We start from the raw sequence: 13,134 nt of genomic DNA, 5'->3' as shown, positions 1-13,134 counted from the left end.
ACCTGTCGGCCCGTGCACACCCGCCAGCGCGCCATTACAAATCTTCGCTCGCCATCACCCGATTCCGCCCACACGACTTCGCCGCATACAGCGCGCGGTCCGCATCGCGCAGGGTGTCTTCGAACGACAGCGCGCGGTCGTGCAGCGCGATGCCGATGCTGACGGTGATGCGTATCTGGCGGCCGTTGTGCGCGGTCACGGCGGCTTCGCAATCGGCGCGGATGCGCTCGCACACGGTGCCGATGTCGATGTTCGCCGCGTCGGGCACGATCAGCACGAATTCCTCGCCGCCCCAGCGGCCGACCAGGGCCAGCGGCGGCGCCCGTGCGAGCAGGATCGCGCCGAGTGCGCGCAGCACGGCGTCGCCGGCGGCGTGGCCGAGGGAATCGTTGACGCGCTTGAAGTGGTCGACGTCGATCATCGCCACGGCGAAGCCGTGCTCGCGTGGCGCGACGGCGGCCTGTTCGTCGAGGCGTTCGAGCAGCGCGCGGCGGTTGGCGAGCCCGGTCAAGGTATCGGTGCGCGAGGCGCGCGCCAGGGCCAGGTTGAGTTCCTTGAGCTGGGTCTGAAAGCCGTCGCTGATGCGCGAGATCTTGTGCAGGCGGCGGCCGAGTTTCTGATAGTCGCGGCTCAGACGCTGGTATTCACCGCGCAGCGGATGGTCCTTCCAGGCTTCGTTGGCGAGGATGCTGTCGAGGCGCTCGTTTTCGCCGGGGTCTTCGCCATCGCGCGTCGCGAGCGTCTGCGTCGCCGGAGTACTGGCCTGGGCCGCGGCGCAGGCCGGGCAGCAGCCGCTGCTGCTGAGCACCGCGTCGGTATGGCGGACCAGATAATTTTCCACCTCATCCCAGAAGCCGCCGTCGTCGCGGACCTTCTTGCAGCGCGAGCAGATCGGAATGAAGCCGCTCAGCGTGCGCACTTCACCCAGCGCGGCGGTCAGGCGCGCGTTGGATTCGGCCAGTTCGCGGTTGGTATTGCGCAGGTCCGCCTGGTAGCGGTCCGAGATGCGGCTGATGCGCTCGAGGCGCTGGTGCAGGCGCTGCTGGTCGGCGATCAGTTCGCGGCAGAATTCGGCCAGGGCCGAGTCGCGCAGTTCCGCATCGTCGAGCAGGCGGTCCAGCCGTTGCGTCGGATCCACCGCAGTCAGCCGCTGACCGGCACGATGAAGAACGGCAAAGTCACTTCTTCCTTGAATTCCTCGATCATTTCGAGCGCGCGCTCGTTGTCGTCGGCATAGCTCCAGCGCACGGTGGCCTGGCGTCCGCGCCGATGCGCGGATTCCAGCAGGTCGAGCAGGTCCATCACGCTCTTGATGCTGCTGGTGTTGAGGTAGGACAGCGCAATCTCGGCCACGATCGGGGTGTTGCCTTCGTCGACGAAGCGCGCGACCCAGGTCAGCAGCGGGCGGAAATAGTCGAACGCGTTTTCCGGGTACGACTCGCCGGTGAGGCTGAGCACGCCACTGGCCGGATCGAAATCGACCGCCGGCGTCGACGGCGTGGCGCTCTGATGCAGTCTTTCTAGGCTCATCTCAGATCTCGATGCACAAGCTGAAATAGGCGCGTCCATCGGGCAGCGGCGTGAAGCCGTACTCCAGCGGCGCGCTGGCGCGGCGCGCCATCTCGATCAGGCCCAGGCCGGCGCCTTCGTCGGGAGCGCGCTCGCGGCGCAACTGTTCCTTGTAGGCGGTCTTGAGGCCGGCCTTGTCGAGTGCGGCCAGGCGGTCCAGGCGTGCGCCGAGGTCGGCCTTGTCGTCCTCCTCGACCACGTTGCCAGCGTAGATGCGGTAGTGCGTGTCGCGCCGCGCGATCACGACGATGCTCGCGTCGTTGTCGGTACGCCCGGCCTGGCAGCGGCGCTCGCTGTAGTTGCGCACGTTCTGCGCGGCTTCGATGTAGACCGAGAACACGTCCATCATCGCGGTCTTCTGGATCTCGGCGTTTTCGAGGTATTTCTTCACCGCCGTGCCCAGCTCTTCGATGATGCTGTGGCTGAACGACCCGGTGAAGCTGATCAGGATGCCGGCCTCGCGCAGCTGCTCTTTCAGAGCGAACAGATTCATGCAGAACTCCGTGGGTACGGGGAAGGGCGGTCCAGCGACACGCCGAGCAGGACGATGTCGTCGCGTTGCGGCAGCCCGTTGCGATAATCCTCTAGCAGTTGCTGCAGCGCGGCGTCCTGCGCCGCGAGTGGCCGGTCGGCCCCGCGCGCGAGTGCCTCGGCCAGGCGGCTGCGGCCCAGCGCGACGCCGCGTGCGCCGCCATTCTGGTCGAGGATGCCGTCGGTGAACAGGTAGTAGCGCGCCTGCGGCCGCGGCGCGATGTCCTGGTTGGTGAACGCGGTCGCGCCGCCACGGCGGTAGCCGATGCTGCGGCGCTCACCCTTGACGGTGTCGAGGCTGCCGTCCGCCTGGACGATCCACAGTGCCAGCCGCGCTGCCGCGAAGCGCAATCGGCTGCGGCCGGGCGCGACATGCAGCAGTGCGAGATCGAGCCCGTTGTCGCTGCCGCCAGCCTGGCCGCCGAGCAGCGCTTCGAGACCGCGGTGCAGGTCCTCGAGCAGCGCCGCTGGATCGTCCATGCCGCGTGTCGCGACGGCGCGGTCGAGCAGCGCCTTGGCCGCCATCGTTATGAACGCGCCGGGCACGCCGTGCCCCGTGCAGTCCCCGACCGCGAGCAGGCAGCCGTCTTCGCCGTCCGGATACAGCGCGTAGAAATCGCCGCCGACTATGTCACGTGGCAGCCACAGCACGGTGTAGTCGGCAAACAAGCGCGCCATTTCCCCGGGCTTGGGCAGCAGCGAGGACTGGATCAGCCGCGCGTACTCGATGCTGTCCATGACCTTGCGGTTGCTCGCTGCGAGCAGCGCATTGGATTCCTGCAGTAGTTGGGTGCGGCTGGCGACCTTCGCCTCGAGGTTCTGGGTGTAGTCGGCGATGGTCGCCGTCATGTGGTTGAACGACGCGGTCAGCTCGCCGATCTCGTCGGGCCGGTCGATCTTCAGCGCGGTGTCGTAGCGGCCCGCAGCGATCGCGCGCGCGTGCCCGGTCAGCCGTGCCAGGCGCGTCAGCACGAGCCGGTTCAACAGCCACGACACCAGCACGATGGTCGCGAGCAGTGCGGTCGCAAGCAGGATCAGGATGGGCCGGAACGTCGCCAGACGGGTGACCTGGAACGGATCGACGACGACGATCGTCGCCCAGCGCAGTTCCGGCAGATAGCTGATCGCGGCGAGGCGCCGGCGTCCGCCGACAGTCAGCTCGACCTGCGCCGTCGCGCTGCGGCCATCGCGCGCGAGCGCGTCGAGTTCGCGCTTCAGCGTGGTGCGTTCGGTCGCGTCCTCGACGAGGTCGAACGCGGTCCTGCGCGCGGCTTCGTCCTTGGTCGCCGCGTTGGTTTCGATCAGCTCGCTGTCGGGATGGCCCTGCAGGCGGCCCTCGTGGTCGACGAGCCAGGTTTCCACGCCTGCATCGGTCGAGCGCACGATGTCCTTGAGGAATGCCGAGAGATCCAGCCCGCTGCCGCCGACGCCGAGCTTGCGGCCGTCTTCGCCGCGCACGATCGCGTTGATCCAGATCTTCGTCACGCCCAACTGCGGGTTGTTGTCGACATGCAGGTCGAAGGTGTCGACGTTGCGCATCGTCGCGAAGTACCAGGCCAGGGTCGGGTCGGCCGGGTTCATCTGGTAGCGCAGCTCGCGGCCCGCGAACTCGTTCGCGGCGTTGTTGAAATAGTAGTTGCGGCTGGCGTCAATGATGAAGAAATAGCTCTTGTCGTCGAACAGCTTGCGGTAGCTGTCGAGTTCCGCGAGCGAGAGCTGAGTGAGTTCGGCGTCGCCCTCGCTGGCCGCCCAGCGCTTGAGCAGCGGCGAGTCGACGAGCTTCTGCGCGAGTACGAGTTCGCGCTGGATGCGCGCTAGGATGCGGCCGCGCGACTGGTTCGCGTACTGCGTCGCGTAGCCGGCGCCGAGGCTGTGGATGATGCGGTCGGCGGCGAGAAAGAAGCCGAACGCGGCGACCGCGCCGACGCCGAGAAAGATGCCGAGCACCAGCAGCAGGAAGCGGCCGCGCAGGCCGGCGAATCGTCCTATCGTCATGGCGGCATCCCTTGGTGCGGGTGTGGACGGCGAGCAGGGCCGTCGCGCGGGTGCATCACGTTCGGCACCGTCGTCCGACGGCCATGCACCCAGTGGTCAGCCGCGGTGCTAATTCTTCAGCCGGTATCCCGTGCGGAATATCCACCAGACTGCAAACAGGCATAGTACGAGGAAGCCCAGCGTCATGCCGAAGCTCAGGCCCGCGTTGACGTCGGACACGCCGAAGAAGCTCCAGCGGAAGCCGCTGACGAGGTAGACCACCGGGTTGACCAGCGCGACCTTCTGCCAGAACGGCGGCAGCATCGTGATCGAGTAGAAGCTGCCGCCGAGGAAGGTCAGCGGCGTGACGATCATCAGCGGGATCACCTGCAGCTTCTCGAAACCGTCGGCCCAGATGCCGATGATGAAGCCGAACAGGCTGAAGGTGACCGCGGTCAGCACGAGGAAGCCGATCATCCAGAACGGATGCGCGATCTCGTAGTCGACGAAGAAGCGCGCCGTGATCAGGATCAGCAGGCCCAGGATCACCGACTTGCTCGCCGCGGCGCCGACGTAGCCGAGAATGACCTCGATCCACGACACCGGTGCGGACAGCAGTTCGTAGATCGTGCCCGACCATTTAGGCAGATAGATGCCGAACGAGGCATTGGAAATGCTCTCGGTCAGCAGCGTCAGCATGATCAGGCCAGGGATGATGAAGGCGCCGTAGGCCACGCCGTCGACCGCGCCCATGCGCGAGCCGATCGCGGCGCCGAAGACGATGAAGTAGAGCGACGTCGACAGTACCGGCGAGGCGATGCTCTGCATCAGCGTACGGCCGGTGCGTGCCATTTCGAAACGGTAGATCGCGCGGATCGCATACAGGTTCATGCGCGGGTCCTTACCAGACTGACGAAGATGTCTTCGAGCGAGCTCTCGCTGGAACGAAGATCCTTGAAGTCGATGCCGTTGTCGGCGAGGCGGCGTAGCAGGCCGGCAATGCCCGTGTGCTCGCTCTGCGTATCGAATGTGTAGACCAGTTCAGTGCCGTCGGCCGACAGCTCCAGCGGCTGGTCGGCGAGTTCCGCCGGAATCGCAGCGAGCGGGCTCTGCAGCTGCAGGGTCAGCTGCTTTTTGCCGAGCTTGCGCATGAGCTGGGTCTTGTCCTCCACGAGGATGATCTCGCCCTTGCTGATCACGCCGATGCGATCGGCCATCTCTTCGGCTTCTTCGATGTAGTGCGTGGTCAGGATGATCGTGACGCCGCGCTCGCGCAGACCGCGCACCATCGCCCACATGTCGCGGCGCAGTTCGACGTCGACGCCGGCGCTCGGTTCGTCGAGGAACAGGATGGTGGGTTCATGCGACAGCGCCTTGGCGATCATGACCCGGCGCTTCATGCCGCCGGACAGCGTCATGATCTTCGCGTCGCGTTTTTCCCACAGCGACAGGTCGCGCAGGATCCGCTCGACCAGCGCCGCATCGCGCGGCTTGCCGAACAGGCCGCGGCTGAAATTCACCGTCGCCCAGACCGTCTCGAACGCGTCGGTGGACAGCTCCTGCGGCACGAGGCCGATCTTGCTGCGCGACGCGCGGTATTCCCGCGCGATGTCATGACCGTCGGCAAGCACCGTGCCGCTGGTGGGATTGACTATCCCGCAGACGATACTGATCAGCGTGGTCTTGCCGGCGCCGTTGGGGCCGAGCAGCGCGAAGATCTCGCCGCGACGGATATCGAGATTGATGTCCTTGAGCGCGGCGAAACCGGATTTGTAGGTCTTGTTGAGGTTTGCAACCGAGATGATCGATTCCACGCCGTTCCTCGCGGGGGCCAGGGGCGATGAAGCCTAATCCAAAGTGAGGCGTTCGGCACCGCGCGCGGTGCGGCAGGGGCCGGCCGCGCGCGCCGCCTTCAGAGCCGCGCGTCGACCGGTTCGCTTTCCAGTGCGAGCACGCCGAACACGCATTCGTGCACGCGGTACAGCGGTTCATGCTCGACGAAACGGTACAGCGCTTCCAGGCCCAGCGCGAATTCGCGCAACGCGAGCGACGCCTTGCCGCGCACGCTGCGGCGACGCAGGCGCTCGAGGTTCTGCGGCTCGGTGTATTCGGGTCCGTAGATGATGCGCAGGTATTCGCGGCCGCGGCACTTGATCGCCGGCTGCAGCAGGCCGCGCGTGCCACGCGCAAGACCGCTGGCCGGCTTGAGCACCATGCCTTCACCGCCGGCGGCCGTGAGCGCTTCCCACCACTGCACCGCGGCCGCGACGCTCGCTTCGTCGGACAGGTCGACGAAGCAATGCCGCGTGCGCCGGATCAGCGCGTCATCGGCGGCGGCGAGACGCTCGATCAGTGCCAGGTGCCAGCGGTGGTCGCGAGCCAGACCGACCTCGCCTTCGCAGGCGAGCACATGGAACGGCGCGATGCGCAGATCGTCGATGCCGCCGACCGGCCAGCAATACTGGCCATAGGCATCGACGAAGCGATGCGCAGCATCACGCCGCTCACGCGCGCGCGTCAGCAGTGTGTCCACATCGATGCCACGCGCTGCCGCTGCCGCGAGCGCTGCTTCCGCGGCGCCCAGGGCCGCGACGGCGGCTGCGCCGGTCGGCGCGTATTGGTTCTGTAGCAGCTCCTGCGCTTTCGCCGACCACGGCAGCAATTCCGTATCGAGCACGATCCAGTCCGTGGCCAGCGATTGCCACAGGCCGGCGTCGTGCATGGCGCGGTCCAGCCGATTCAGCAGCGCCGCTTCGAGCGCGCGATCGGCAAAGAAACGGCGGCCGCTGCGCGTATGGATCACGCCGCGGCCGTCATCGCCGATGCCGAAGCGGCGCAGCGCGACCGCTTCGTCGCGACACAGGACGATGATGGCGCGCGAACCCATGTGCTTTTCCTCGCAGACGAGTTCGGGCACACCGGCGTGGCGATACCAGGCCATCGCTTCCAGCGGACGTTCCAGCAGCAGGCCGTCGGGCGCGGCCTCGGGCGGCGCCATCGTCGGCGGCAGATAGACCAGCCAGCGCGGGTCGATCGCGAAGCGGCTCATGACTTCGAGCGCCGCGACGGCGTTCTCCTCGCGTACCGTGACGAGGCGGAATGCCCGCGTGTTGATGACACGCTTGCCGCTGACGTCGGCGAGGTCGAGCACGGTCGCTTCGCGTACGCTCTCCGCAGCGGGTTTGTCGCTCGGAAACGGACGCGTCGGTGCGTAATACACCTGCGCCGCGGGCACGTCGACGAGTTCGCGCTCCGGATAGCGCAGCGCGGTGAGACGGCCGCCGAACACGCAGCCCGTGTCGATGCAGATCGTGCGGTTGACCCACTCGGCCTCAGGCACGGGGGTGTGGCCGTAGACGACCATGGCCTTGCCGCGATAGTCGTTGGCCCAGTCGTAGCGCACGGGCAGGCCGAATTCGTCGGTCTCTCCAGTCGTTTCGCCGTACAGCGCGAATTCGCGTACTCGCGCCGAGGCGCGGCCCTGCAGCTCCTGCTTGAGTCCGGCGTGGGCGACGACGAGGTTGCCGTCGTCGAGCACGTAGTGGCTGACCAGCTTGTCGATGAACTGCGCGACCTCGCGGCGGAAACCGTCGTCCTCGGCCTCCAGTTGCTGCAGCGTCTCGGCCAAGCCGTGGGTCACGCGCACGTCGCGGCCGTCGAGCTTGCGCTGCAGCTTCACGTCGTGATTGCCGGGCACGCACAGCGCCGTGCCGTTGCCGACCATGTGCATGACCAGGCGCAGCACGCCTGGCGAATCCGGGCCGCGATCGACGAGATCGCCGACGAAGACCGCGCGGCGCCCGGCAGGCGCTGCCACGTCGGGCCGTTCGCGCGTGCCGGCGATCCGATAGCCGAGCGTGGTCAGCAGCGCGACCAGTTCCCCATGGCAGCCGTGCACGTCGCCGATGATGTCGAACGGTCCATGCTCATCGCGCCTGTCGTTCCAGACGCGCTCGCGCTGGATCTGCGCCGTTTCCACAGTGGCGACCGAGTCGAGCACGCTGACATGGCGAAAGCCTTCGCGCTGCAGCCCGCGCAGCGAGCGGTGCAATGTCCGGATCTGGCCGCGCACGACATGCGGCCCGAACTGGCGATCCGGCCGCAGGGCATTGCGCTCATGACAGACCGACTCGGGCAGATCGAACACGATCGCGGCGGGCAGCACGTGGAACTCGCGGGCGAGTTCGACCAGGCGCTTGCGGTCCTCGGCGCGGACGTGGGTAGCGTCGACCACCGTCAGCAGACCGGCGGCAAGACGCTTGCGCGCGATGAAATAGAGCACCTCGAAGGCCGCGCCGCTGGCGGCCTGGTCGTTCTCGTTGTCGCTGACCCAGCCGCGGCAGGTGTCCGAGGACAGCACTTCGGTCGGCAGGAAATGACGCTGCGCGAAGGTCGACTTGCCGCTGCCGGACGGACCGATCAGGGCGACGAGACTCAGGGCGGGAATGCGGATCTGCATGGGTGGGTCCGGGCGTGGGCGCGCGACGTTCAGGCGTCGCGGCTGAAAAGGGCCATCTGGGTCGGTGCGCCGAGATGCGCGTCCTGCGGACCGACCGGCAGCAGGCGCACGGAATAGCCGCGTCGCGTCGCAACATCGTGGGCCCAGGTCTCGAACTCGGCACGTGTCCATTCGAAACGATGGTCGGGATGGCGCATTCGGCCGGAGGGCAAGGTATCGAACAGCACGTTGTATTCGGCGTTCGGCGTCGTGACGATGACGATGCCAGGGCGCGCGAACTCGAATACACAGCGCTCGAAGGCGGCGAGGCGCGGCGGATCGAGATGCTCGATGACTTCGATCGCGCAGGCCGCATCGAAGCCGGCCAGGCGTGCATCGCGATAGGTCAGCGCGCCCTGCACGAGCTGCAGGCGTTCACGCTGCAGCGGCGCGAGCCGGTCCAGGTGCAGGCGCTCCTGCGCGATATCGAGTGCGCGCAGCGAAACGTCGACACCGAGGATGCGTTCGAACTGGCGCTCCTTGAGCAGCAACCCGAGCAGGCGGCCTTCGCCGCAGCCGAGGTCGACGACACGCCGCGCGCCGCTCTGCCGCAGTACGGCGAGCACGGCGCCCATGCGCTGTTCGTTGAGGCTCAGCGGGCGCTCGATCGCCTCCTCGGCCGCTTCGCGTGCGGTTTCGACGGCGTCCACTTCATCCTCGTCGGCGTCGAGCAGGCGTGCCAGCGTCGCACGCACCAGCGAACGCCGGTGCTTGAGGTACCGCAGTGCGATCCAGTCGCGCTGCGGATGCGCGGCGAGCCAGCTGCCCGCCTTGTCGAGCAGCTTTTCCACCTCGTCGTCACCGACGAAATAGTGCTTGTCGCCGTCGATGGCCGGCAGCAGCACGTAGAGGTGTGCAAGCAGGTCGCGCAGGCGCTGGTTGCCGCTCAGACGCAGGTGCAGATAGCAACTGTCGCCCCACTCGGGGAAACGCGTATCCAGCGGCAGGGGATCGGCGTCGACCCTGTAGCCCAGCGGCTCGAAGCAGTCGCGCACCACACGCGCACCGCCTCGAGCGCGCAGCACGGGTACCTCGACCTGCAGCGGGATCGCCTGGTCGGCCAGTTCCTGGCGCCCCTTGCTGGTGCCGGCGAGCGCCGAGCCGAAGACGCGGGCGATGGCGACGGCGAGAAACGAACTCGCGACATAGGGACGGTCATTCACATACTGGGCCAGCGGCCCTTCGCTGCCGTCGCCGCGGCCGCGCACGAGACCGATCGGGTCGATGTCGAGCAGCAGCACGGCGGTGCAGCGCGTTGCATCGGCCTGCGGGTAGAACACGCGGGCCTGGCCGAAAGCGAGATCGAATTCCTGCACGCGATCCGGGTGCTTGGCCAGCAGGTACCCCAGATCAGTGGCGGGTTCGTGGGTGGTGCTGAGGCTGAGCAGCATGGGAGTTCCTGGGTGGTGCGACGGCTTGATGATGCGGTACTGGTCACGCGCGCGACGTCGCGATTCGTGATCGGCACGACGGCCCGGCTCTCGCCGACGCCGACTGGGTCGGCGCCGCAGCGAGAGGCCAATTCAGGTCACCAGTGTGACGCGATAGCGCCGCTGCGGATCGCTGTCGTCGGGAGCGATCGTGATGTCGGCCGCACCGAAGGCGCGGATCACGGCCGCGTTGGTTTCCAGGTGCGCGTTCGGGCGGCCGGTCACGAAGCTGCCACCGCCGGCGAGCAGCAGCGGTAGCAGCAGCTGGTCGGCGAGGTGCTCGCCGACGGGTGCGCCGTGGGCGAGATAGGCGCGCAGCTCGTCGCTCGCCGCACGCGCCACGTTCTCCGCGCTGACGCCGTGTTCGCCGAGGCCGACGACGACTTCGCTGACGTGCTCGAAGCGCGCCGCCAGCACCAGCGCGTTGGCGGGTCCGGGGCCGGACGGCAAGTCGAGCCGCTGCCGTTTCGTCAGCGTCAGCCGGGCGGCGGCGGCTTCGAGTTCGCGTTCGGCGATGTGCTGCGGCAGGTTGCGCAACAGCACAGTCGCATCGATGCCGTGGGCGTTGCCGCGTTCGTGCAGTGCAAGCGGCGTCAGTGCCGCCGGCGTCACGGTGACGCGGACACGGCCACCGCCGGCGGGATAGAAGCCGTACCGTTCGACAGCCATCGACACCTGCGCGCCCATGCGCGCGAGCTGCGGCAGGAATGCATCGGCGATGAAGTCGCTCGATGGCGCCATCTGATTGTGCGTGCCGCCTTCGAGCTCGAGCGTGCTGGCCACATCCGCGCGCAGCAACGCCGGCAATACCGTCTGCAGCACGAGCATTGTGCTGCCGGCGGTGCCGATCTTGAATTCGTAGTCGCCGCCGCGGATCGCGCCGGGATGGAAATGCAGCGCCGTCGCGCCGATCTGCGCTCCGTCGGCCACGCCATTGCAGACCGCGGCCGCCGCGCGCACGCAGGCGAGGTGCTGTCGCATCAGGCCGGGCTTGCTGCGCCCGGCGCGGATATTGACGAGCCGCACGGGTCTGCCTTGCAGCATCGACAGGCTCAAGGCCGTGCGCAGGATCTGCCCACCGCCTTCGCCTTGTGCGCCGTCGAGTTCGATCGTGGATTCCGTTCGCGTCTTCATGTCGGGTTCTTCCTGCCCGGCCGCATCGGCGTCAGGCGTCGTTCGTGAGTCCTGCGGCGCGCAGGGCGCGCGTGTTCAATGAGTGCTTGTGGACGACGATGCAGCGCAGGCCATTCCACTGGAAATCAAATGGCGCTCGCTGCGGTGTTTCCGGCGCGAGCCAGCGCACGTCGAGATCGAACCATAGCCCGCCGAGTTTCGCGCGGAAACGGTTGTCGCCGATCGCGTACGTATCGGGTGGGTTGTCGAACGACCATCGGCCATGTTTCCGCGGTACCGGCTTGCGCCAGCGCAGCAGCCCGCTGCGCGGATCGACGTAGAGCCCGTACGCGGCGCGGGGGCCGAGTTGCGACCAGTGACGCGCATCGAGCAGGACCTCGCGCCGCGCTTCGTCGTAGCTGCAATTCATCGATACCAGATGCCGCGCATGCGTGAGCAGGTGCTGCCCGACCACGCTGCGCGAATCGATACCGGCGACGATTTCACTCCAGACGTTGTCCCAGGGCCGGTTGACCTGCTTGCGCAGCCAGCGCTCCAGCGGCGAAAGCAGGTCGTCGAAGTACTTGGTCCGATGCTGGCGCGGTCGATAGGCGCTGGCGTAGCTGTCTTCACCGGCCCATTCGCTCACGCGCGGCTTGTTGCCGCGGTGAGTTTTCCTGCGATGGCCGCCGCGCGGCCTTTCGATCAAAACCTCATGCATGTCCTTGCGCATGATTGCTCTCCCGCCTCAGCCCTTGACGCACACGACCTGGCGCAAGGTGTGCAAGATCTCCACGAGATCGCGCTGCGCCGCCATGACCTGGTCGATAGGCTTGTACGCGGCCGGCGACTCGTCGATGACGTCCGCGTCCTTGCGGCATTCCACATGCGCCGTTGCCTCGCGGTGCTGGCTCAGCGTGATGCGCTTCTTCGCCTCGGTGCGGCTCATCACGCGACCGGCGCCGTGCGAACAGGAGCAGAAACTCTCCTCGTTGCCGAGGCCGCGCACGATGAAGCTTTTTGCGCCCATGCTGCCGGGAATGATCCCCAGCTGGTCCTTGCGCGCGCTGACCGCACCCTTGCGCGTGATCAGCAGATCGCGGCCGAAGTGGGTTTCGCGCTGCACGTAGTTGTGATGACAGTTGATCGCCAAGCGCGTGAGCTGGAACGACGGCAGGTGCTTGCGCACTACGCCGAGTACGGTCTCCATCATCTGCTGGCGGTTTTCCGCGGCATAGTGCTGCGCCCAGTCCACCGCCTCCACGTAGTCATCGAACAGCGTGCTGCCTTCGCTGAAATAGGCCAGGTCGCGGTCGGGCAGGTTGGCGCGCTGTTTCTGCATCTCGTTGCGCGCCTTTTCAATGAAATACTGGCCGATGCGGTTGCCGGCGCCGCGCGAGCCCGAATGCAGCATGACCCAGACCTGGTCGGCTTCGTCCAGGCACAGTTCGATGAAGTGGTTGCCGCCACCGAGTGAGCCAAGCTGGCTCAGCGGCGACTTGTGCGAAATGTTCGGATGCCGCTCGACCAGATTGCGATAGCGCTGTTCCAGCGGACGCCAGCGCGTGACCGCGGAGTTCGGCGCGACGATCCAGTTGCCCTTGAGGCTGCGGCCTTCGACGGTCATGAAGCCGTGCGGCACGGCGCGTTCGATATCGCTGCGGATGGCCTGCAAGTTCTCGGGCAGCTGATCGGCGCGCAGCGTGGTCTGGTAAGCCATCATGCCGCAGCCGATGTCCACGCCCACGGCGGCCGGAATGATGGCGCCTTCGGTGGGCACCACCGAACCGACGGTCGCGCCGATGCCGAGGTGTACGTCGGGCATCACGGCGATCCAGGGTCCGACGATGGGCAGCCGGGCGAGATTGCGCAGCTGCTTGCGTGCGCCGTCGTCCAGCGGCACGCCTTCGACCCAGGCCTTGATCGGTACGGCGCCTTCGTCGTGGATGGTCTGGTGGGTGGCGGTGTTCATGGCGTTCTCTCTGATCGGTTTGGGGGGCGCTGCTGCCGACGGCGACT

General features: G+C 67.2%; 11 protein-coding genes. All 11 read right to left on the bottom strand.

Annotated elements, in window-relative coordinates; genetic code table 11:
* Window positions 1-34 precede the first annotated feature (34 nt).
* The 11 genes from RUU78_RS17185 to RUU78_RS17135 all read right to left on the bottom strand — a co-directional run bounded on the left by RUU78_RS17185 (window position 35) and on the right by RUU78_RS17135 (window position 13,087).
* Window positions 35-1,138 (bottom strand): diguanylate cyclase, encoded by a 1,104-nt coding sequence (locus RUU78_RS17185; RefSeq protein WP_313918688.1) that lies wholly within the window; start codon window positions 1,136-1,138, stop codon window positions 35-37.
* Between the two features lie 5 nt (window positions 1,139-1,143).
* Window positions 1,144-1,530 (bottom strand): SiaC family regulatory phosphoprotein, encoded by a 387-nt coding sequence (locus RUU78_RS17180; RefSeq protein ID WP_313918687.1) that lies wholly within the window; start codon window positions 1,528-1,530, stop codon window positions 1,144-1,146.
* Between the two features lies 1 nt (window position 1,531).
* On the bottom strand, window positions 1,532-2,062 hold the full coding sequence (locus RUU78_RS17175; protein WP_313918686.1) for a SiaB family protein kinase: 531 nt from the start codon (window positions 2,060-2,062) through the stop codon (window positions 1,532-1,534).
* Complete coding sequence (locus RUU78_RS17170) at window positions 2,059-4,095, bottom strand: SpoIIE family protein phosphatase (RefSeq protein ID WP_313918685.1); 2,037 nt, start codon at window positions 4,093-4,095, stop codon at window positions 2,059-2,061. Before RUU78_RS17170 ends, RUU78_RS17175 begins: the two co-directional genes overlap by 4 nt.
* Window positions 4,096-4,203: 108 nt before the next feature.
* Window positions 4,204-4,965: an ABC transporter permease gene (locus RUU78_RS17165; RefSeq protein WP_313918684.1), complete on the bottom strand. Its 762-nt coding sequence runs from the start codon at window positions 4,963-4,965 to the stop codon at window positions 4,204-4,206.
* Window positions 4,962-5,888: an ABC transporter ATP-binding protein gene (locus RUU78_RS17160; RefSeq protein WP_313918683.1), complete on the bottom strand. Its 927-nt coding sequence runs from the start codon at window positions 5,886-5,888 to the stop codon at window positions 4,962-4,964. Before RUU78_RS17160 ends, RUU78_RS17165 begins: the two co-directional genes overlap by 4 nt.
* Before the next feature lie 98 nt (window positions 5,889-5,986).
* The gene (locus RUU78_RS17155; protein ID WP_313918682.1) at window positions 5,987-8,533 is read right to left on the bottom strand and encodes a polynucleotide kinase-phosphatase; all 2,547 of its coding nucleotides are present in this window, start codon (window positions 8,531-8,533) and stop codon (window positions 5,987-5,989) included.
* 29 nt (window positions 8,534-8,562) lie between these two features.
* A complete protein-coding gene (locus RUU78_RS17150; protein ID WP_313918681.1) occupies window positions 8,563-9,963 on the bottom strand; it encodes a 3' terminal RNA ribose 2'-O-methyltransferase Hen1 in 1,401 nt (466 codons plus the stop codon).
* Window positions 9,964-10,095: 132 nt separating this feature from the next.
* Window positions 10,096-11,136: an RNA 3'-terminal phosphate cyclase gene (gene rtcA / locus RUU78_RS17145; RefSeq protein ID WP_313918680.1), complete on the bottom strand. Its 1,041-nt coding sequence runs from the start codon at window positions 11,134-11,136 to the stop codon at window positions 10,096-10,098.
* Window positions 11,137-11,167: 31 nt separating this feature from the next.
* Window positions 11,168-11,848 carry a hypothetical protein gene (locus RUU78_RS17140; protein WP_313918679.1) on the bottom strand — a complete coding sequence of 227 codons (681 nt, stop codon included), beginning with the start codon at window positions 11,846-11,848 and terminating at the stop codon, window positions 11,168-11,170.
* Window positions 11,849-11,863: 15 nt separating this feature from the next.
* On the bottom strand, window positions 11,864-13,087 hold the full coding sequence (locus RUU78_RS17135; RefSeq protein ID WP_313918678.1) for an RtcB family protein: 1,224 nt from the start codon (window positions 13,085-13,087) through the stop codon (window positions 11,864-11,866).
* Window positions 13,088-13,134 lie beyond the last annotated feature (47 nt).

The sequence above is a fragment of the Tahibacter sp. genome (assembly GCF_032229445.1).
Classification (GTDB): Bacteria; Pseudomonadota; Gammaproteobacteria; order Xanthomonadales; family Rhodanobacteraceae; genus Tahibacter.
Note: the sequence above shows the minus strand (reverse complement) of the source record. Positions and strands in the feature narration are given on the sequence as shown.